The sequence below is a fragment of the Corynebacterium sp. ES2715-CONJ3 genome (assembly GCF_024814365.1).
GTDB lineage: Bacteria > Actinomycetota > Actinomycetes > Mycobacteriales > Mycobacteriaceae > Corynebacterium.
In genome coordinates this window covers 193,945-213,270 of record NZ_JANUXS010000003.1, presented here as the reverse complement: position 1 = coordinate 213,270, position 19,326 = coordinate 193,945, and the positions used below count along the sequence as shown (strand labels likewise).

The window sequence follows — 19,326 nt, the reverse complement described above, 5'->3', positions numbered from 1 at the left end:
TTCCCTAGTTCGGGCGCTTATGAGTGAATTCGCTGATGAGATCACGTGCTTGGGGGGCTGTTGCCGGATCGCATAGGATATCGTATCTGCTGGCTACTATTTGGGTGGTAGACGCAAAGTCACGTTTGCCCCTTGAGGCCGCGTACTGGATGGCTGCCGCGCTGGTATAGAACACTGAACCTAGGAGGACGCCGAAGATTAGCGAGCTCGACCAATCGCCCGTGACCACTCCTAGAAGCGTTCCCATAAATAGGCCCACCCAGCCACCTGAGGCAAGACCGCTCAATAAAACTTTCGGCCATGTCAGGCGCCCCAGCACGTTTTCGCACTCCATTAAATCAACGCCGACGATTGAGACTGCACTGACATCGAACTCTTTATCCGAGAGCATATCGACGGCTGCCTGTGCCTGCGCATAGGTGCTAAAGGAGCCGACTGGCCACCCCTCGGGGATAGTTCTTTGCCGCCCATTCAGCTCAGGGTTGGGCCTCGAGAAAAAAGTCATACCTGTGTTCCTTGTCAGTTCGTTCAAGTCTAGAGTGGCTTGCGCAACACTCAAATACTGTTCACTATATCGCAGTTGTTCAGCGCCAGGATACGTGTTAGGGAGTGCCCTGGAGAAACAGCTACACTTATCAATTATGAGTGAAGTTACCCGAGTTTATGCTGGGCGCCTAGCGGGCATGATTGTTCGCGGTCCCGAAACTGATGCAATCGGTCGCGTGCGTGATGTCATTGTTAATATCCGGCCCTACGGACATACCTCCCGAGTGCTTGGTCTCGTGGTTGAAATGACCAATAAGCGCCGCATTTTTCTTCCCATGCTCCGGGTGGCCTCCATCGATCCTCATGAGATTATGCTGGTCTCTGGTTCGGTCTCACTGCGATCGTATAAGCCTAGGGCCGGTGAACTCGCTATCGTCGGCGATGTGATCGGGGCGAAGGTCCACGTGGATGATCCTGAATTGGAGCAGCTGCACTCTAAGCCGGTCGAGATTGCCGATGTGGAATTAGAGCGTACCCGTACTCGCGACTGGGCCATCTCTGCGGTGGCCGTGCTCAAGGAACGTGCCACTTTCGCTCGCCGGCCGGAACTGTTTGTGGTGCCGTGGAAGCACGTCCATGGTATCAGCGCTGCGGGTGTTGGTATGTCTGATGCCTTTGCTGAGTTGTTGGCGGAGTTCGAGGATATGCGTCCGGCAGATATCGCCTCGGTGCTCTATGACTTGCCCGAGAACCAGCGCACCACGGTCGCTACGGAGCTGGACGATGAGCGCCTCGCCGATATTCTCCAAGAGATGAGTGAGGATCGCCAGGCCGAGCTATTAGAAACTCTTGACATCGAACGTGCAGCTGATGTGCTCGAGGAAATGGATCCTGATGATGCTGCCGATCTGCTTTCTGAGCTCGACGATGAAAAAGCCGATGTCTTGCTCGAACTCATGGATCCTGAGGAATCAGCCCCAGTGCGGCGCTTAATGAGCTTTAGCCCCGACACGGTAGGTGCGCTGATGACTCCAGAACCTTTGATCCTCAGCCCTCAAACGACCGTCGCTGAGGCGCTCGCCCAAGCCCGCAACCCTGATCTTCCTACCTCCCTATCCTCTATGGTCTTTGTGGTGCGACCGCCCACCGCCACCCCGACGGGGACTTATTTAGGTTCTGTGCATTTGCAGCGGCTGCTCCGTGAACCCCCGTCGATGCTCGTTTCTGGCATTTTGGATCCGGATCTACCGCCCCTTTATGCTGATGATTCCCAGGAAACTGCGGCGCGCTATTTTGCTACCTATAACTTGGTCTGCGGACCTGTGCTGGATAACGATAACCACCTACTGGGAGCGGTGGCAGTTGATGACCTTCTCGATCACTTATTGCCGGAAGATTGGCGTGATTCGGGTATCCGCCCCGATTCGACCATTGTGAAAGGAGACCTAGCGCATGGCTGAGTTAGATACCCCACGGCTGCCCGGGAAAAAGAGGCTTTTCAGACTCGATGACGATTCCATTGGCGCCTACGCTGAGCAGGTCGCCCGCTTTTTTGGTACCGGCAGTTACCTGATGTGGCAGACGGTTTTCGTCGCTATCTGGATCGTGCTGAACCTCGGTGCCTTCTGGTGGCAGTGGGATCCCTATCCCTTCATCTTGCTGAACCTGGCATTTTCCACGCAGGCAGCCTACGCGGCGCCGCTGATCTTGCTGGCACAGAACCGACAAGAAGATCGTGATCGTGTTTCTCTCAATGAAGATCGCCGCCGTGCTTTTGAAACCAAATCGAATACCGAATATATTACCCGCGAGCTCGCTGGCTTGCGTCTAGCGCTGGGTGATATGGTCACTCGTGATTATCTGCGGCACGAATTGGAAGATCTTCACACCATGATCGAACGCATTGAAGCTAAGCTGGACGATGAAGCCGCTGAACGGACTGCATACCGCCATCAGCAGGGACTCGATGACGCACACCACGATCTTAGTGACCCGATTCAGGGGCGCACGAGTGAGCGTCGTTAAGCAAAATACGAGGGGAAGTACTTAGAAAAATAATGACCACTATTACTGAGCATGACGTGCGGCAGGCGCTCTCGCGCGTAGAAGATCCCGAAATTGGTAAGCCGTTAACAGAACTCGGCATGGTGAAATCTATCGCCCTCAGTGGCGTAGACGTTGAGGTAGAAATATACCTCACGATTGCTGGGTGTCCGATGAAAAACCTGTTGGTGGAAAACTCACGCGCTGCCATCGCAGATCTTCCGGGCGTTGGTGAGATCACCGTGACTACCGATGTCATGGATGATGAACAGCGCAAGAGCCTGCGGCAGCAGTTACGCGGCGATACCCACGAGCCGGTGATTCCCTTTAGCCAACCTAACTCCACAACCAGAGTCTTTGCCGTCTCTTCTGGCAAGGGGGGCGTGGGCAAATCCTCGATGACCGTTAACCTTGCAGCCGCACTAGCTGCTCGCGGATTGCGGGTCGGGGTGCTTGATGCCGATATATACGGGCACTCAATACCGGGCATGCTCGGGTGCACCGATCGTCCTCATGCCGTAGACGAGATGATCATGCCGCCCATGGCTCATGGCATAAAACTCATTTCGATTGCACACTTTGTTGAAGGTAATGCCCCTGTGGTGTGGCGCGGCCCGATGTTGCACCGCGCCATTCAGCAGTTCCTTGGAGATGTATTCTGGGGTGACCTCGATATTTTGCTTCTCGACCTTCCCCCTGGAACTGGCGATATCGCCATTTCGGTAGCCCAACTCCTCCCCAATGCCGAGCTCCTCGTGGTGACAACCCCACAGAGCGCCGCGGCTGAGGTGGCCGAGCGCGCCGGGACTATCTCGTTGCAAACCCAGCAGAAGCTCGCGGGTGTCATCGAGAATATGAGTGCCATGATTTTGCCCGATGGATCGACGTTAGAAGTCTTTGGCTCAGGTGGAGGCGAAGAGGTCTCGCAGCGCATCTCGACGCTTACTGGAACGAAGGTTCCGCTTCTCGGATCGGTTCCGTTAGATCCTCAGCTTCGCGAGGGAGGCGATCACGGCACCCCCATTGTGCTTGCCCACCCCGAGTCCCCCACTGCGGTAGCGATCAAGGCTATTGCAGATCAGCTCGTTCTTCGACCTGAATCACTTGCCGGTAAGCCCTTAGGCCTTGGGGTGACTCGGCACGACTAGAAATCTCCTATCCCCTGCCTGATTGGATAGGGGCTATAGGACATCATCCCAGCTAAAGTCCCGGTTTCTCGGGCCGGATACCGCGTTATTGGGTATATCGGCCTGGGAGGCTTGACGGTCGGGACTAAGTTCGGTGCGTGCGGCACTAGTTGGCGAATCAAGCTCACCGAGCTGTTTCTTCAGGTCGAGAGAATCGATGGCCTCAGAATCTCCGTCAAAGAGCACTTTAGTTAATGCGGCTTTGGGACCCATTCGCTGCAAACCAGCGATCTGGTTAATGGGAGCACGGAAATCTTCGAATTCCTCCAGGTACTCCCCATTTAGTTCAGCTTTAGCATTATTGATGGCGCGGCGAGCAGCAAAAATAGCAGCACGGGCATCCTCAATGACGCCTGGGAGCTTTTCGGGGCCAATGAAAATCATAGCGAGGATGAGAATCCAGAAAATTTCTCCCCAACCAATTGAGCTAAACACTTAAATAACCTTACCCTGCATGTGCGCTATTTCCATCTCATCAGCCGAATCTTTGACATCTTCGATCGCAAGGGATGCTGATCCGACTCTACACAGTCAGCAATTTGATGCAGGCGTCTCATTAGCTCCGAGCTGGCTTCCAATGATTGGCAACAAGAATTGCGTAGGCGCTGCGATGCTAGCCGTTGTTTCTCTACTTCGAGACGACACTCGTGGCAGTGAACTAGATGTATATGGGCTCGGTGTGTGGCAGCGGGACACAACTCGTTATCTGCCAAGGCAGCTATGGCCTCAGGATTGAGATGGTCAATCGCTGATAACTTTCGGACTTGGGAGGAAATATCAAATGTTCTGGAACGCTGCGGCTTGTCTCGTTGCGCCATAGCCCACCAGCTTTCTCGATTCGAATCACAGGTTTATAACCTAGAGGTCATAAGTGGAACGAACCGCATATGCCGTTAGTTCCCCACTGTCCACTATAAGAGAAAGACTCGCCATATGGTTGTGGCGAGTCAGTGTTTAGAGTTTAGTGTTTAGCATTAGCTGCGAATGAGCAATTGCGCATCAGCGTCAACTTCAGCCTTCGCCTCCAGCATCGCTCGCAACTGACTCCTGCCCCGGTGGATACGCGAACGCACAGTGCCCATCTTGACGCCCAAAGTTGCGGCTATCTCCTCGTAGCTCATACCCACCACGTCGCAGAGCACTACTGCCACTCGAAAATCGGGGGCCAGTGCGTCGAGCGCTTCCTGCAAAGCTGGGTCAAGGTTGGCCACGTTATAGGCTTGTTCAGGGGTCATATCGGTTCCCGGAACTCGCTCGTAGTCCTCTGGTAGAGCTTCCATGCGGATTTTCGTGCGGCGCCGCACCATATCTAAAAAGAGGTTAGTAGTAATACGGTGCAACCAGCCCTCAAAGGTACCAGGTTGATATTTATCCAGGGAACGGAAGACTCGCATAAAGGTTTCTTGGGTGAGATCCTCAGCATCATGTTGACTGCCACTGAGTCGAAAGGCGAGCCGGTATACGCTGTCCGCATGCTCAGAAACGAGATCGCTCCAATCTGGCATGGAACCTACGCCTGCATCAAAGGCCGCGGTTCCGGAAAGGTCCGCAGCATAAGCGCCGGCATCAGTCGGGCGAGGCGTTGTGGTCATGTGGTCTATTGTTCCCGAACTGTCTTCAAAAAGCCAGATAGAACTCTGTGAATTAGCTGGGAGAGCGAGAATATCTAGGATGTGGAGAAAGGGGGTGACTATATCAACACTCCATCGAAGCTCCGAGGGGAAGTTGAACTATAGAGTATCGGTGTTTTGCGAAGGATAAAACAGTCGAGAAACTCTATGCTTAAAGGTGTGACTGAAGAACTACGCTCCTATATCGAAGCCATTAGCCCTGCCGATACTACCCTCGAGCTAGCCTACGAGACGGCCGAGGAATTTGGGCTCAGTGCGCCCGATATCCACATCGGTCAATTATTGAGCACCCTAGCAGCCACGAGTAAAGCTCAAGGGGCCATCGCTATTACCCCCGCGAGCGCGGTCGTCGGTTACTTCTTGCTGCAGGGAATGAATTCTCAGGGCACTCTCACCTGCATCGACCCGGAGCCAGAATATCACCGGCGCTCCGCTGAGATCTTCCGTAATGCATCCTTCTCCCCCACTAGAGTGCGCTTTTTACCATCCCGCCCTCTCGATGTCATGGGGCGCCTAGCTAAAAAGTCTTATCAAATTATTTACGGAGAAGTATCCCCCATTGATGCGAGAGCTCTTATTAGTGCCTCGCTCCCCCTTTTAAGTGCAGGTGGGAGTGTAATCATCCCCGATATCCTGCTCGACGGTACCCCCAGCGACCAGACGCGACGCGACCGAGAAACTGTAGCTGCCCGCGACCTGCAGGACTACCTCAATTCGCTGGAGTCAGTTCAGGTCACCAGGCTTCCCCTAGGTGCCGGCCTAGTCATCGTGACTGTGCAGTAGTCAAAAAATCCCGCCCCCCAAATAATTTTTGAGTGGGGCGAGATTCCTCTTCTCATGTGATCTTTAAACGACTACATTCTTTCCTACAACAACAACCCCGCCGGGACTAATGGCGAAGCGCTCTGCATCCCGCTGATGGTCCACACCAATGAGCGTTCCGTCCGTAACTACCACGTTCTTGTCGAGGATAGCATGGCGCACGACAGCCCCCTTACCGATGCGAACTCCCGGCATTAGAACCGAACCCTCCACCGTGGCTCCCTCCTCGACTATGACACCGGTCGATAGCACCGAGTTGCGAACCGTAGAGGCCGAAATAATGGAGCCCTGGGCCACCATCGAGGATTGCGCGATGCCGCCTTGCACAAATTTAGCTGGAGGTAATTCCGTCAGGTCAGTTGAGCGGATCGGCCACTGCTGGTTATACAGGTTAAAGATCGGGTGAACCGAGATCAGATCCATATGAGCCTCGTAGAAGGCATCGATGGTACCCACGTCACGCCAGTATCCCCGATCACGATCCGTGGATCCTGGAACTATATTGTTCGTAAAGTCATAAACGTGTGCATCTCCGCGCTCAACAAAATACGGAATGATATCCCCGCCCATATCATGCTCGGAATTTTCGTTGATACCGTCCTCCCGTAGAGCTTCAACGAGGGCGTCCGTAGTGAATACATAATTGCCCATTGAGGCAAAGGTGACGTCTGGATCGTCGGGTACAGCTGGAGGGTTCTCGGGCTTTTCCAGAAATTCCGTAATATTTCCTGCCTCATCGGCTTGAATGCAGCCAAAAGCACTGGCCTCAGATCGGGGCACCCTGATACCAGCTACAGATACAGCTTTGCCGGAGGCGATATGCTCGTCGACCATTTGCTCCGGATCCATGCGATAAACGTGATCAGCGCCAAATACCAGCACATAATTAGGGCGTTCATCGTAGATGAGATTCAGTGACTGCAAAATTGCGTCCGCTGAGCCCCGGTACCAGTGCTTGCCTCGACGCTGCTGCGCCGGCACCGACGCAATATACTGAGCGGTCGGGCCATAAAATTGCCACGCTTGTGAGATGTGACGATCTAGCGAATGAGATTTGTATTGAGTAAGAATGCAGATCTTCATATAACCGGCATTGACCAAATTGGACAAAACAAAATCGATCAATCGGTAAGTGCCGCCGAAGGGAACGGCAGGCTTAGCGCGGTCTTCAGTCAGAGGGAAGAGACGTTTCCCTTCTCCGCCGGCCAAGACGATGGCAAGGACATTATTTTGACTTTTCACAGTGTCTAATTTAATGCGAAAGTTCTACCACCGTTAGGGTATTGAGAAAAATGCGATCCACGCCACCTTTCAAATACTCAGCGCCCTAGCCTCATTGCCACTACCGTTATCTTTATGAAAGTCGCACTATTAACTAAAGAATATCCACCGGAGATTTATGGAGGTGCTGGCGTCCACGTAGCAGAGCTCACTCGCTATATGCGAGAGATCGTACCCGTAGACGTACACTGCATGGGGGCACCCCGTGACGAGGACAATGTTTTCGTCCACAGCGCCGATCCTGGCCTGCGTGATGCGAATCCGGCTATCCAGACCCTTTCAACAGGTCTCTATATGGCCGAAGCCTGCCGCGATGCTCAGGTCGTACATACTCACACCTGGTACACGGGTTTAGGAGGACATCTCGCTTCCCAGCTACACAATATTCCCCACGTTGTCACGGCTCACTCACTCGAGCCCGATCGCCCGTGGAAACGCGAACAACTCAATGGTGGATATGATATTTCGTTGTGGTCCGAACGTAATGCGATGGAGTATGCTGATGCAGTCATTGCGGTGTCACAGAAGATGAAAGAAGCTGTCCTCGAAGCGTATCCGCGTGTCGATGCCGCCAAGGTTCACGTGGTTCTTAACGGAATCGATACCACTGTGTGGCAGCCGCGCCCAGCCTTTGAGGGTACTTCTGTTCTACACTCCTTGGGTGTCGATCCTACTCGCCCGATCGTCGCCTTTGTGGGGCGCATAACGCGGCAAAAGGGGGTGGAACATCTCGTGCGGGCGGCGGCCCACTTTGACCCCGAGATTCAGCTGGTACTCTGTGCCGGTGCCCCCGACACCCCCGAGATAGCCAGCCGGATTTCCACTCTGGTCACTGAATTACAGCACCAACGAGCTGGAGTATTTTGGGTGCAGGAAATGCTGGACAAACCTAAAATTCAGGAAATTCTAAGCGCTGCTGACGCCTTTATTTGTCCCTCCATCTATGAACCCTTGGGAATTGTTAATCTTGAGGCGATGGCCTGCGGTACCGCCGTGGTGGCCTCAGATGTCGGCGGCATCCCCGAAGTCGTAGCCGATGGTCAGACAGGCCTCTTAGTGCATTACGATCCAGCCGATACCACGGCCTTCGAGCGCGATCTCGCCGCAGAAGTTAATGCACTCATAGCCGACCAAGAGCGGGTCAAAGCCTTCGGCCTGGCGGGGCGTACACGCGCCGTGGAGCTTTTTTCTTGGGACAAGATAGCCACGCAGACGGTGGAAATCTATCGCTCCCTCCTTTAGTGTCGATATCTGCAGTCGTGGGCTTTTGCTACTACGCTGGGAGGCATAACAGCCTTCGTCAACTGGCAGGAGCCCACAACAATTATGTATCGCCCCGAACTGCATATCCACCCTGATCACGGCATTCTGGACGCCCCCGCTGGAGCGCTGTACGACGGCACCTACTGGCATCTTTTCAACCAATACCGTCCAGATCCCACCCAACCCTCTAGGTGGGCCCACTTAGTTTCTTCCGCCACAGCTTTCGATTTCGAAATCTGCACCGATGTACTCGCCTCCACCAAAGACCACGAATCCATCCGGGCTGGCTCGGTAGTAACAACGGGCGATTCCACCACCTTCTACTACACTCACGTGGTGGGCAATGAGCGCACTATTAAGGCCGCCCGAGTCGATGACCTAGGCGAAACAATCGCGGACTTAGATGATGATGACCTCATCCTGGACGAGCATATTGTTGATATAGGAACAGTTGTCGCTAACCAGGAAGGGTTGTCACGTTTTCGTTCTCCCTGCGTGATTCCGGTGGATAGTGGATATCTGATGGTCGCGGTGGCGGGTTCATCCTCAGATCCTGTACTCGTCGTTCTAGATTCCGCTGATGGCCAACACTTTAAGATGCGCGGGCCGTTGACGATTCACGGCGATTCTGGCATTGCTTCCACATTTGTGGTGGCGCCTCGTATTTTCCAACTTCGCGATGAAATAGATCAGCATCTGTACGATATCCTGCTCGTCACGATCGACGAGAACGGCAGAGATATTGCGGGCTGTCTTGTGGGAAAGCTCAATGGTACCTCGTTCGAGGTGGCGAAGCCTTTCCAGCGCATGGATTATGGACACGATTTCGGACGCCCCCGAACTGTAAACTGGGCACCCGATGCCGACAATAAAGAGCACACTGTGATCTTTGGCCTTCTTAATAGTGCCTCCCGCCAGGATGACGGGAGCGCGCACCTGAGTTTCCGCGCTGAAGGGTGGGCGAACTGCCTCAGCCTCGCGCGCGAGATTACCCTTCAGGGGGGCCATATTTACCAGACCCCTACGAGCGGCATCATCGCTGCCATTGAGGAATCAGATCGTGCCTCTATGTGGACGGGTATTAGCGAGATTCCTCGTGGCGAACATCAAACCATCACCGTTCTAGATATTAACGATCAGATTATATGCACGATCACTCATTATGGTGATCACATCACCTTAGATCGCTCGATGAATCCGAACCACGCGGGCGATGCAGTCGCTAGCGCACCTCTTCTTTATGATGCAACGAGCTCGATGACAGTCATCATTGATGGCTCAACAGTGGAAGTATTCGGCAACGGTGGACAAGTAGCCATGGCTAGCCGAGTTTACTTTGACGGACCCACCACGCGATTCGTTCTCCACAACTCGGAGCAGGTAGAGGTTGAGAGATCCACCCTTATTAAACCCTTGCCAGAGATCTTTCCGGCTTAGGGCTGTATTTTTCGAAGCCGTGTGATGGTTGCGCTTGCTGTAACCATCATGACCGGGTCTAAAGAGGAGATGCGCGCTTCTAAATCTGCGGGTGGAATATGACGTGCTGATGGACTCATACCAATCTGGGCAGCGATGCACTCCTGGTCTAGACGCATCGAGAATTCGACCTCGTGGCCTTCATCCGCCACGTCAAAATATTTAGCTGACTGTTCGAGCATCCGATGGATTTTATCTTTTTCCACTCGCAAAATCCCGAGCGGTTCTCGCAGTTCCTGCAAATGATTCGGGTTAGGGCTTAAAATCACTACTTCACCGTTAGTCTTAAGTACACGCGAGAACTCCTGGGGGTTACGCGGCGCAAAAACAACGGCGATAGCGTCAATACTCTGTGGTCTGATAGGCAGAGTTTTCCAAGCATCAGCCACGACGGCACCAACGCGAGGGTGACTCTTCGCCAGTGCCTTAGCCGCGGGGGTGGAAATATCGAGACCCACCCCTCGGGAGTCGGGGATCGAATCTAAGATATGGGAAAGGTAGTAACCGGTACCCGCTCCAATCTCGAGAATGACTGGTTCACGAGCTTCAACTCCGGATAGGGCTTCGTCGATCCCGGTCGACACCGTCTCGACGAAAGGAGCGAAATGGCCTAACGCGAGAAAGCTTTCACGGGCTCGCACCATCGCTAGATCGTCTCCATGGTGTCGAAGACCAGATCCTCCAACTAAGGAAACATAGCCTTGTTTGGCCACATCATACGTGTGTCCGCTCTCTGATGATAAGTAGCGACCGTTCTCGCTAAGAAATAGTCTGGTTCCATCTTCTGGATCGGCGAGAACGTCGACGATATGGGAGAGCATTGCAGTATCCAGTCTGAATAAGAGAATGTTGCTAAAGAAATGAGGTTCCGCTTCCCCTGTTAGCGGAACCTCTAGGTGGGATGGTCTAGCTACCTACTGCGGCTAGATGTTCAGCGAGCTCTGCAGCCTCACTGTCATTGAGCTCGATAACAAGACGCCCACCACCATCGGTGGGAATTCGCATGACAATCTTGCGATTTTCTTTGACTACTTCCATCGGACCATTACCCGTACGGGGTTTCATGGCTGCCATATTCTCTCTCATTCTTTTTTATTTCAGTCCTAGTATTTAAGTCTACCTTAAAGGTCAATACAAAATACAGATCTCACATGAAAATACGGAGTAAAGAGCAGGTTTAAATTACTCTGGTATATCTTTATCGGTTGCCTGCGGGAGCTCTGTTAAGGAAGAAGTGTGAGATAGCTGGTCAAATAGCTCCCGTAATACCGCGTCAACCTCACGCTTGTCGTAGCCCGGAACCCCATCGTGGAACTGAAGACCTGCAGGATTACGCTCGCCAATAGCGCGCTTATTTACTGCAGTGACATCAACATCAACTTCAATAGGTTGCGGCTTAAAGGCTGCGCCGTCGCGTTTTTTCAGAACCAGATATATGATTCCCGAGGCGGCAATAGTCAGGACCAGCAGCAGTGCAACCATGATAATAACGGTGGTAACAGCAACCATGTTCATAGTTATATCCTACCCCTCGTGCCCTGCCAGTTCGCATAACGTGTCTACAGCCACAGAGGCTTAATCATAATCATTGAGAGGGGGACGCATATCCACCTCACAGAGTCCTGCCTTGGCCAAAATAGCCTGTGCCACGTCCTCAGCTACACCTTGCACTTGCTCCAAGGGGCGGTTTCGATGAACGCGCGGAGGCAAGGCTACTTCAACGATATGGGAAGCGTCTATAAGCAGGCCTATCTCCACCCCGTAGCCTGAAATAAAGGAAACTCGGCGGACAAAGTCCCGCCGCACCGCGTACTCCCCGGCCAACGGCTGGGCAATATGAGCTAGATGCGGGAAAAGGATACGCATCAAAGGTTTTGCACACAGTTCCGTTACCCGGCCTCCCCCGGTAGAATAACCGAGGTAAGTACGCTGATAGTTGGCCTTAACGAGGTCTACTGATGGATCGGCGAAAGGTTTAGCTAGCGAGTTCACTGATTCTGAGGTGAGTCCTCGGACATCGGCATCGACAAAAACGATGACAGGACTTAAGGCGGCCGCCACCCCACGCCATAAAGCCTCCCCCTTGCCTGGCCGCGGTGGGATATCGCTGAGAACCTCACGCCAATTTATCACCTGCGCACCAGCTATCCGCGCACGCTGGGCGGTCTCATCGGTGGAATCTGAGTCAATGACGAATACATTGCAAGCCTGCGAGCCGAGGGCAGCACCCACCACATCAGCAATGGTATCTTGCTCATTCAGGGCGGGAATTACTACATCAAAGTCACTCATACCAGGCCTCTCGTCGCGCGTAACGGCGGCTGTATGCCCGCAATGGCTGCGGTCATACGTATAGTATCAATGGTTTCAGCTACCTCATGGGCCCGAAAGCAGGCTACTCCCCGCTCTGCAGCCCATGCTGTTGCAGCTAGAGTCCCAGCGACTCGCTGTTTAACAGGGCGATCTAGAGTTTCTCCAACAAAATCTTTATTACTCAAAGCCATAAGTACCGGCCAGCCTGTTGCCACGAGCTCATCAATGCGGCGTAGTAGCTCCAGGCCGTGATAAGTATTTTTACCGAAATCATGCGTGGGGTCGATAAAAATTTTGTCCTCGGGAACCCCTAAATCTACTGCCCTCGTTGCCAGCGAGGTAGTTTCAGCGATGACATCGGATACAAGCTCATCAAAGTGCACGCGGTGAGGGCGCGTGCGCGGGATAGCCCCACCTGTATGGGAGCATATATAACCTACTCGAAAGTGGCCTGCCACCTCGATCAACTCAGGGTCGTGGCCCGCCCACGTATCGTTGACCAAAGTAGCCCCATTTTCGATCGCAACCGCAGCCACCTCAGCTCGCCACGTATCCACGGATATGGTGATATCTGGAAACCGGTCATGAATCCTCGCAATAAGCGGTACCACGCGGTCAATCTCTTCAGCAGGACTGATCACCTCCCCTGGCCCCGCCTTGACTCCCCCTATATCCACAATGCGCGCACCCTGGTCGACCACCATAAGGGCACGATCAAAGGCACGATCAACATCGTGAGTTGCTCCTGCATCATAAAAAGAATCGGGGGTGCGATTAATGATGGCCATGACAATGGCGATGGACGAATCGCGGGGCGCAAAAGCACTGCGTATTGGAGGTCGAGAAGCCGAAATCACAATTTACTGCTCCGCAGCAGCGTGGTATGCACGGATATGAGCGACAGCTTCAGCAACCGAATCCGTTACTAGGAAGAGATCCATATCCGATTCACTAATGACTCCTGCATCAACCATGCGGCTACGCATCCAGTCCACTAAACCAGCCCAAAATTCCGTCCCGAGTAGCACAATAGGATAGTTCGTTACCTTGCCAGTCTGCACCATGCATAGAACTTCAAAAAGCTCATCCATTGTTCCCAAACCGCCTGGCAGGCATACAAATCCTTCAGAGTACTTCAGAAACATAGTTTTGCGGGCGAAGAAGTACCTAAAATGAACACCCATATCTACATAGTCATTCATGCCCTGCTCATGGGGAAGCTCGATACCCAAGCCCACGGATAGACCCTCGGCGTCACTGGCACCCTTATTGGCTGCCTCCATGAGGCCTGGGCCGCCACCAGTGATGACGGCATAGCCGGCCTCTACTAATTCCTGGCCAACTTCTTCGCCCAGGCGGTACCACGGATGCTCGGCCTGCATCCGTGCAGAACCAAATACAGCTACTGCCCGGGGAAGCTCACTAAGGACATCGAAACCAGTGATGAATTCACTCTGGATACGCAAGACCCGCCACGGATCGGCGTGTTTCCAGTCGTGATTTGCCCCGACCTCAAGGAGCCGCTGATCATAGGTAGAACCAGGCTGGTTCATGGAGTTCTTCAGCAGCACTGGGCCACACATCATACGTTCTTTTTTTTCCATGTCGTCCAGATTAGATGAGGCTTTATAACTTTGTCGCACACTTAGGCCACCAAATAGCGCCTCAGTACCTCAGCAAGTTCAGTAATCATCTCCACTGGGCATTGTTCATCCTTCTTGTGGCAGAAACTGGGGTCGCCAGAACCAAAATTCACAGCGGGTATCCCTAGCTCGCTAAAGCGTGCAACGTCTGTCCATCCGAATTTGGCGCGCGGTTCTTGCCCCGTGGCAGCGATAAGGTCTTGGACCACATGCTGGTCCAAACCTGGGCGTGCACCAGGAACGGCGTCGTCGATCTCGTAGTCCACAGAATCTGGGAGATCTAGAACCTCAAGGAGGTGCGCCATTGCTGCATCAAGATCACGGTGCGGAGCAAATCGGTAATTGACGTATAGCCACGCTTCATCAGGGATCGTATTGGTAGCCACCCCCGACTCACAGTGCACGATATTCAGACCTTCGTGGTAGTAACACCCATCAACGTCGACCTCGCTGGCTTTATAGGCAGCAATATTTGCAATCACGGGGGCTAGAAGGTGCATTGCATTCAAGCCTAACCAGCTCCGTGCAGAGTGCGCGCGCACCCCTCTCGCGCTCACCTTAAGCCGAATCGAGCCCTGGCAACCTGCCTCAATAATGGCTTCTGATGGTTCTCCCAAAAGCGCGAGATCACCTCGTAGCCATTCGGGGTGCTGCTCGGCGATAAACTTTAGGCCATTGTAGCGCTCCGCTACCTCCTCGGCTTCGTAACAGACCAAGGTCAGATCGTATTTAAGATCAGGTGATTGGCTGAGGGTGGCAAAAGTGTGGGCATACACTGCTAGCCCCGATTTCATATCGACACTGCCTAAACCAAAGAGGGTATCGCGGCCGCGTGAGTCCAACCCCCTTCGTGCGGGTAGGTTCTCGGCTGGGGGCACAGTATCTATGTGGCCGGCGAGGATGACCCTCGCCGGTAAACCGCGATTGGTACGTGCCACGAGACTGTTACCTAAGCGCAAAACTTCAACGTCTGGCAGTTTCCGGAGAGAACCTTCTAATTCATCTGCGAGAGCTTCTTCGTGATGGCTGGGGCTCGGAATATTCATCAAAGCCTCAGTTAATTCGACAGGGTCCATGCTGAGATCAATCATAGGTTTTAGTGTAGACCGTCATGAGTCGGAGGCAGCTGAGACGGTTTTATTTCTCAAGCTTTCAGCCACTAAAGTTAGGCGCATGCTAAAACACGGTGCAACGGGCGTTGGTATCGCAAATATTTCGATGGATGGGGATGTCTTAGATGTTTGGTTCCCCTCTCCGGCACTTATCGATCCTGCTTCTTATAGCGCTGGCACGGAACGTCTTGGAGCCCAGGATCTCCCTGTGCGGCTGCTCAATCTGGTGAAGCTTGATAATGACCGCATGGTTGAGCAAGTAGCTGTTCGCACTGTCATTCGCGATCTCAGTTTAGAACCTCAAGATCCTTATGACGTGTATCTGCGGCTGCATCTACTCTCCCACCGCTTGGTCGAACCCAATACGATTAATATGACGCAGGCCTTGGAAAAGCTCTCCGTGGTGGTGTGGACTAACAAGGGTCCGTGTCTGCCCGATAATTTCGAATTCATGCGCACCTCACTGCGCTCTCGGGGTTTGATCCACGTCTACGGTATCGATCCTTTGCCGCGCATGGTGGACTATGTGGTGCCATCCGGTATCCAAATTTCGGAGGCAGAGCGGGTACGTTTGGGGGCTTACCTGGCCCCTGGAACTCGCGTTCTGCGGGAGGGCTTTGTCTCCCATAACGCTGGTACGCTCGGCGCGTGCACCGTTGAAGGGCGCATCTCCTCAGGCACTGTTATCGATGCTGGGTGCACGTTAATGCTCTCGTCATCTCTGATGAGCTCCAAGCCACAGCCCATGCGCATTGGAAAAAACTGCACCTTCGGAGTAAGCAGTTCGGTTCTGGGTCTCGACCTTGGCGATCGCTGCCATATAGGTCATAAAGTCGTCCTCGAGCCTGGCACTCTCCTCCGCTTTGCCGATACTGGTGGCATCGCACCCGCTCAGGTCATTGCCGGGCAATCCGACTGGTCGATCACCATGCATCCGGACTACCGGGAACCATTTGCGGAAAAAATCGCCTCCTAAAGTATTTTCGGTTCGGATTTATTAGTCTCCGCAGCAAGCGGGATACTAGAGTATTCCCTATGGAAAATCCCCCTTCAACAACGACAGCGACCAAGAGTTTAGGTAAAGGCTTAAAAACCCGACACCTAACCATGATGGGTCTAGGATCCTCAATCGGTGCCGGACTCTTTCTTGGTACCGGCGTAGGAATTCAAGCCGCCGGGCCCGCGGTTATTCTCGGCTATATATTTGCAGGCATCATCGTTGTGCTTTTCATGGAGATGCTCGGCGAGATGGCCGCCGCACGCCCGACCTCGGGATCCTTCTCTGTCTACGCCGAACAAGCCTTCGGACACTGGGCTGGATTCTCCTCCGGGTGGCTCTATTGGTTTATGCTCACCATGGTTATGGGGGCAGAAATGACCGGGGCCGCGGCAATTATGGGAGAGTGGTTTGGAGTCGCCCCGTGGATTCCTGCCCTGATCAGCGTGGCTATCTTCGCTGTCATCAACTTGGCGCACGTGAAGGGATTCGGTGAATTCGAATTTTGGTTTGCCCTCATCAAAGTCGCCGTCATTATACTTTTCCTTATTGTGGGCGTACTGCTCGTATTTGGGTTACTACCTGGTACTGAGTACGTGGGCATGCGCAATATACTTGGCAACGGTTTTATGCCTAATGGCTTCGCCGGGGTAGCCACAGGCCTTCTAGCTGTAGCCTTCGCTTTCGGTGGAGTAGAAATTATCACAATTGCAGCGGCCGAATCCGAAGATCCCGCCTCCTCCATATCGACCGCCGTCCGCTCCGTCATCTGGCGTATATCGTTATTCTATCTCGGCTCGGTGCTCGTTATCATCGCCTTATTGCCATTTGAGAGCATTACTGGAGCTTCTAACGCAGCCGAATCACCATTTACCATTATTCTGGGCCTGGCCAATATTCCCTATGTTGTAGGTTTCATGGAGGCCACGATCGTTTTGTCGCTCCTGAGTGCCTTTAATGCGCAAATCTATGGGACCTCCCGCCTCATCTTCTCCCTCGCGGAACGCGGCAATGCACCTCGAATCCTTGGTGTTATCAGTAAACAAGGGGTGCCGATGAACGCGGTGATCCTCTCAATGTTCTTCGCCTTTGGCTCTGTCGGTTTGCAGTTCTGGAACCCGCCAGGATTGCTCACATTCCTGCTCAATGCCGTAGGTGGCTGCTTGATCGTCCTCTGGGTCATGATCGCAGCCAGCTGGATGAAACTGCACCCCGAACTAGTTCGAAATAATGAAATCACCAAAGTGCGGATGCTAGGCCACCCGTGGAGTGCGATTATCTGCCTGGCCATGCTAGCCACACTCGTAGGATTAATGCTGATAGACGAAAGCGCACGAGGACAAATTTGGTCCGTCGCTATTATCTTTGCGCTGACAGTCCTCGCGAGCTTTATCACTAAAAAATCATCAGCATCGAAAGGACTCTAGCACCCATGACTGCATTCACCGCTACTGGTTTAGCCACCATCTATGAAGACGGAACCGTCTTAGATGCTTGGTTCCCCAACCCAACCATGACCGACACACCTGAGTCACCGGGTACGGTCCAGCTTGCTGATGCCCCGGATGAATTTACTAATCTTCTTGTTTTTGATCCAGATCGTCGTACCACCCGAGTAGCTATCCGTACGACGATTGAGAACCTCGACGAGGCACCAATCGATGCCTATGATGCCTATCTGCGCCTGCATCTGCTCTCCCACCGTTTAGTTAAACCGCACGGACAAAACCTTGATGGCATTTTCGGTCTCCTGGCCAATGTGGTGTGGACTAATTTTGGCCCTTGTTCTCCAGAGAATTTTGAAATGACAAGGCAATTACTCTCCCTGCGCGGCCCCGTCACAGTGTTCTCGGTGGATAAGTTCCCCCGTATGGTCGATTATGTGATGCCCAGCGGTGTACGCATCGGCGATGCCAACCGTATCCGCCTCGGCGCTCATCTAGCCGAAGGTACTACCGTCATGCACGAGGGCTTTGTGAACTTTAATGCTGGCACACTCGGCGCCTCTATGGTGGAGGGCCGTATATCGGCTGGGGTTGTTGTTGCAGATGGCTCTGATATCGGTGGTGGAGCCTCGATTATGGGTACCCTCTCGGGCGGTGGCAAGCAGGTCATCTCGATTGCTCAGAGATGTCTGCTGGGTGCCAATGCGGGACTAGGAATCTCTCTTGGCAATGACTGTGTTATTGAGGCGGGCCTTTATATTACAGCCGGCGCCAAGATTATCGTGCGCGGCGACGTGGCTCGTGCCCTCGAGCTTGCCGACGGCGATACCATTAAAGCCGTCGAATTATCGGGAGCCAGCAATATCTTATATCGCAGAAATTCCCTGAGTGGCGCGATTGAAGCGGTAGCCCACGGTAAAAATCCTATTGAGCTCAACGCCGCACTGCATGCCAATTAAAAAAATATCCTCTCACAACGAGAGGATATTTTTTAATTCAAAGCTTGGGGGTCAACGTCCTTGATGATCGTTATTGGTTTGGGCTTAAAAGTCCAGAGCTTGTTAACGACGAAGTTAACTGGCATGCTCAAACCGATAGCGATGATCAGCGCCCAGTAGAACTTGGTCCGCAGCCCGGAGGAATCATCGAAAATCTCGGTGGGAAGAGCCACAGGGCTCAGAGGATTCATCAATAAGGTGGCCACCACTTGGCTGACCAGAAATGCCAAAAGGCCGGTGGCGAGAAAAGCAAAAAATCCCCTCCACCACTTGGATAACCGGTCTGATTTAAAGGTCCACATTCGATTGAGTTGATAATTCCACGTATTGGCTACAAGGAAGGCTACCGTCATAAAGACGTGGTACCAGCGAATGTGGTAGCGACTGCCCAAAAGATTCAGAAAGGCATCATGCTCGCTGATATTAAAACCATAGGCAGCGCATTTCTTGGCTATATAGACAACGACCAGGTTGACTACGATCCCCGAGCCTCCCACCAGTCCAAACTGGAGGAATTGCCGAAGATGTGAGCCAGCCTCGCTCATAGTGATAGCCACTAGACGTTACGCTCCCTTATTCTTTGTTAAAAACAGATTTTCCCTATACTACTCTGCTGCAAAGTTTCTAAG

21 protein-coding genes are annotated in these 19,326 nt (G+C 53.1%); 9 read left to right on the top strand and 12 right to left on the bottom strand.

Features of this window, described 5'->3' with window-relative positions; genetic code table 11:
- Positions 1–4: 4 nt before the first annotated feature.
- Positions 5–505, bottom strand: coding sequence for a general stress protein (locus NXT00_RS05050; RefSeq protein WP_259158315.1), 501 nt, complete (start codon positions 503–505; stop codon positions 5–7).
- Positions 506–641: 136 nt separating this feature from the next.
- Between NXT00_RS05050 and NXT00_RS05045 the strand changes: the two genes are divergently transcribed.
- The 3 genes from NXT00_RS05045 to NXT00_RS05035 are packed head-to-tail and all read left to right on the top strand — an operon-like array spanning position 642 to position 3,677.
- A complete protein-coding gene (locus NXT00_RS05045) occupies positions 642–1,946 on the top strand; it encodes a magnesium transporter MgtE N-terminal domain-containing protein (protein WP_259078066.1) in 1,305 nt (434 codons plus the stop codon).
- Positions 1,939–2,511 carry a DUF1003 domain-containing protein gene (locus NXT00_RS05040; RefSeq protein WP_259078068.1) on the top strand — a complete coding sequence of 191 codons (573 nt, stop codon included), beginning with the start codon at positions 1,939–1,941 and terminating at the stop codon, positions 2,509–2,511. The genes NXT00_RS05045 and NXT00_RS05040 overlap by 8 nt, the downstream gene beginning before the upstream one ends.
- Positions 2,512–2,543: 32 nt before the next feature.
- Positions 2,544–3,677 carry an Mrp/NBP35 family ATP-binding protein gene (locus tag NXT00_RS05035; RefSeq protein ID WP_259078070.1) on the top strand — a complete coding sequence of 378 codons (1,134 nt, stop codon included), beginning with the start codon at positions 2,544–2,546 and terminating at the stop codon, positions 3,675–3,677.
- A 33-nt stretch (positions 3,678–3,710) separates the two neighbouring features.
- Here the strand turns inward: NXT00_RS05035 and NXT00_RS05030 are convergent, their stop codons facing one another.
- Together NXT00_RS05030 and sigE are read right to left on the bottom strand one after the other, a co-directional pair.
- Positions 3,711–4,151, bottom strand: coding sequence for a twin-arginine translocase subunit TatB (locus NXT00_RS05030; RefSeq protein WP_259078071.1), 441 nt, complete (start codon positions 4,149–4,151; stop codon positions 3,711–3,713).
- Between the two features lie 539 nt (positions 4,152–4,690).
- Positions 4,691–5,308 (bottom strand): RNA polymerase sigma factor SigE, encoded by a 618-nt coding sequence (sigE, locus tag NXT00_RS05025; RefSeq protein ID WP_259158314.1) that lies wholly within the window; start codon positions 5,306–5,308, stop codon positions 4,691–4,693.
- 186 nt (positions 5,309–5,494) lie between these two features.
- On the opposite strand from sigE, the gene NXT00_RS05020 reads away from it, so the two are divergent.
- On the top strand, positions 5,495–6,130 hold the full coding sequence (locus tag NXT00_RS05020) for an O-methyltransferase (RefSeq protein ID WP_259158313.1): 636 nt from the start codon (positions 5,495–5,497) through the stop codon (positions 6,128–6,130).
- 63 nt (positions 6,131–6,193) lie between these two features.
- Here NXT00_RS05020 and glgC read toward each other — a convergent pair whose 3' ends face one another.
- Complete coding sequence (gene glgC / locus NXT00_RS05015; RefSeq protein ID WP_259078080.1) at positions 6,194–7,411, bottom strand: glucose-1-phosphate adenylyltransferase; 1,218 nt, start codon at positions 7,409–7,411, stop codon at positions 6,194–6,196.
- A gap of 114 nt (positions 7,412–7,525) precedes the next feature.
- Here glgC and glgA point away from each other — a divergent pair, with 114 nt between their 5' ends.
- Positions 7,526–8,692 carry a glycogen synthase gene (gene glgA, locus NXT00_RS05010; protein ID WP_259078082.1) on the top strand — a complete coding sequence of 389 codons (1,167 nt, stop codon included), beginning with the start codon at positions 7,526–7,528 and terminating at the stop codon, positions 8,690–8,692.
- Between the two features lie 84 nt (positions 8,693–8,776).
- A complete protein-coding gene (locus tag NXT00_RS05005) occupies positions 8,777–10,150 on the top strand; it encodes a GH32 C-terminal domain-containing protein (protein ID WP_259158312.1) in 1,374 nt (457 codons plus the stop codon).
- Here the strand turns inward: NXT00_RS05005 and NXT00_RS05000 are convergent.
- The 7 genes from NXT00_RS05000 to dapE all read right to left on the bottom strand — a co-directional run bounded on the left by NXT00_RS05000 (position 10,147) and on the right by dapE (position 15,236).
- Entirely contained in the window at positions 10,147–11,010 is an 864-nt protein-coding gene (locus tag NXT00_RS05000) for a methyltransferase domain-containing protein (protein ID WP_259078084.1), read from the bottom strand. The two genes, NXT00_RS05005 and NXT00_RS05000, sit on opposite strands and share 4 nt — an antisense overlap.
- Before the next feature lie 85 nt (positions 11,011–11,095).
- Complete coding sequence (locus tag NXT00_RS04995) at positions 11,096–11,263, bottom strand: DUF3117 domain-containing protein (protein WP_259078086.1); 168 nt, start codon at positions 11,261–11,263, stop codon at positions 11,096–11,098.
- A 108-nt stretch (positions 11,264–11,371) separates the two neighbouring features.
- Positions 11,372–11,704, bottom strand: coding sequence for a hypothetical protein (locus tag NXT00_RS04990; protein WP_259158311.1), 333 nt, complete (start codon positions 11,702–11,704; stop codon positions 11,372–11,374).
- A gap of 60 nt (positions 11,705–11,764) precedes the next feature.
- Positions 11,765–12,481, bottom strand: coding sequence for a glycosyltransferase (locus NXT00_RS04985; protein ID WP_259078089.1), 717 nt, complete (start codon positions 12,479–12,481; stop codon positions 11,765–11,767).
- A complete protein-coding gene (gene folP / locus NXT00_RS04980; protein ID WP_259158367.1) occupies positions 12,478–13,290 on the bottom strand; it encodes a dihydropteroate synthase in 813 nt (270 codons plus the stop codon). Before folP ends, NXT00_RS04985 begins: the two co-directional genes overlap by 4 nt.
- Before the next feature lie 72 nt (positions 13,291–13,362).
- Positions 13,363–14,106 carry a TIGR00730 family Rossman fold protein gene (locus tag NXT00_RS04975; protein WP_396124736.1) on the bottom strand — a complete coding sequence of 248 codons (744 nt, stop codon included), beginning with the start codon at positions 14,104–14,106 and terminating at the stop codon, positions 13,363–13,365.
- Between the two features lie 41 nt (positions 14,107–14,147).
- The gene (dapE, locus tag NXT00_RS04970; RefSeq protein WP_259078091.1) at positions 14,148–15,236 is read right to left on the bottom strand and encodes a succinyl-diaminopimelate desuccinylase; all 1,089 of its coding nucleotides are present in this window, start codon (positions 15,234–15,236) and stop codon (positions 14,148–14,150) included.
- 82 nt (positions 15,237–15,318) lie between these two features.
- On the opposite strand from dapE, the gene NXT00_RS04965 reads away from it, so the two are divergent.
- Genes NXT00_RS04965 through dapD form a run of 3 tightly spaced genes read left to right on the top strand, consistent with a single transcriptional unit; the run spans position 15,319 to position 18,658 of the window.
- A complete protein-coding gene (locus NXT00_RS04965) occupies positions 15,319–16,233 on the top strand; it encodes a DapH/DapD/GlmU-related protein (RefSeq protein ID WP_259078093.1) in 915 nt (304 codons plus the stop codon).
- Positions 16,234–16,292: 59 nt separating this feature from the next.
- Positions 16,293–17,681 carry an amino acid permease gene (locus tag NXT00_RS04960; RefSeq protein ID WP_259158310.1) on the top strand — a complete coding sequence of 463 codons (1,389 nt, stop codon included), beginning with the start codon at positions 16,293–16,295 and terminating at the stop codon, positions 17,679–17,681.
- A gap of 5 nt (positions 17,682–17,686) precedes the next feature.
- Positions 17,687–18,658 (top strand): 2,3,4,5-tetrahydropyridine-2,6-dicarboxylate N-succinyltransferase, encoded by a 972-nt coding sequence (gene dapD / locus NXT00_RS04955; RefSeq protein ID WP_259078096.1) that lies wholly within the window; start codon positions 17,687–17,689, stop codon positions 18,656–18,658.
- A gap of 32 nt (positions 18,659–18,690) precedes the next feature.
- On the opposite strand, the gene NXT00_RS04950 is transcribed toward dapD, so the two are convergent.
- A complete protein-coding gene (locus tag NXT00_RS04950) occupies positions 18,691–19,242 on the bottom strand; it encodes a GtrA family protein (RefSeq protein ID WP_259078444.1) in 552 nt (183 codons plus the stop codon).
- Positions 19,243–19,326: the final 84 nt, after the last annotated feature.

What these genes read in the sequence shown, in the direction of transcription:
- NXT00_RS05050 (WP_259158315.1), bottom strand. Translation starts at nt 505, where the DNA reads ATGACTTTTTTCTCGAGGCCCAACCCTGAGCTGAATGGGCGGCAAAGA.
- NXT00_RS05045 (WP_259078066.1), top strand. Translation starts at nt 642, where the DNA reads ATGAGTGAAGTTACCCGAGTTTATGCTGGGCGCCTAGCGGGCATGATT.
- NXT00_RS05040 (WP_259078068.1), top strand. Translation starts at nt 1,939, where the DNA reads ATGGCTGAGTTAGATACCCCACGGCTGCCCGGGAAAAAGAGGCTTTTC.
- NXT00_RS05035 (WP_259078070.1), top strand. Translation starts at nt 2,544, where the DNA reads ATGACCACTATTACTGAGCATGACGTGCGGCAGGCGCTCTCGCGCGTA.
- sigE (WP_259158314.1), bottom strand. Translation starts at nt 5,308, where the DNA reads ATGACCACAACGCCTCGCCCGACTGATGCCGGCGCTTATGCTGCGGAC.
- NXT00_RS05020 (WP_259158313.1), top strand. Translation starts at nt 5,495, where the DNA reads ATGCTTAAAGGTGTGACTGAAGAACTACGCTCCTATATCGAAGCCATT.
- glgA (WP_259078082.1), top strand. Translation starts at nt 7,526, where the DNA reads ATGAAAGTCGCACTATTAACTAAAGAATATCCACCGGAGATTTATGGA.
- NXT00_RS05005 (WP_259158312.1), top strand. Translation starts at nt 8,777, where the DNA reads ATGTATCGCCCCGAACTGCATATCCACCCTGATCACGGCATTCTGGAC.
- NXT00_RS05000 (WP_259078084.1), bottom strand. Translation starts at nt 11,010, where the DNA reads ATGCTCTCCCATATCGTCGACGTTCTCGCCGATCCAGAAGATGGAACC.
- NXT00_RS04995 (WP_259078086.1), bottom strand. Translation starts at nt 11,263, where the DNA reads ATGGCAGCCATGAAACCCCGTACGGGTAATGGTCCGATGGAAGTAGTC.
- NXT00_RS04990 (WP_259158311.1), bottom strand. Translation starts at nt 11,704, where the DNA reads ATGAACATGGTTGCTGTTACCACCGTTATTATCATGGTTGCACTGCTG.
- NXT00_RS04985 (WP_259078089.1), bottom strand. Translation starts at nt 12,481, where the DNA reads ATGAGTGACTTTGATGTAGTAATTCCCGCCCTGAATGAGCAAGATACC.
- folP (WP_259158367.1), bottom strand. Translation starts at nt 13,290, where the DNA reads ATGGCCATCATTAATCGCACCCCCGATTCTTTTTATGATGCAGGAGCA.
- NXT00_RS04975 (WP_396124736.1), bottom strand. Translation starts at nt 14,106, where the DNA reads ATGGAAAAAAAAGAACGTATGATGTGTGGCCCAGTGCTGCTGAAGAAC.
- dapE (WP_259078091.1), bottom strand. Translation starts at nt 15,236, where the DNA reads ATGATTGATCTCAGCATGGACCCTGTCGAATTAACTGAGGCTTTGATG.
- NXT00_RS04965 (WP_259078093.1), top strand. Translation starts at nt 15,319, where the DNA reads ATGCTAAAACACGGTGCAACGGGCGTTGGTATCGCAAATATTTCGATG.
- NXT00_RS04960 (WP_259158310.1), top strand. Translation starts at nt 16,293, where the DNA reads ATGGAAAATCCCCCTTCAACAACGACAGCGACCAAGAGTTTAGGTAAA.
- dapD (WP_259078096.1), top strand. Translation starts at nt 17,687, where the DNA reads ATGACTGCATTCACCGCTACTGGTTTAGCCACCATCTATGAAGACGGA.
- NXT00_RS04950 (WP_259078444.1), bottom strand. Translation starts at nt 19,242, where the DNA reads ATGAGCGAGGCTGGCTCACATCTTCGGCAATTCCTCCAGTTTGGACTG.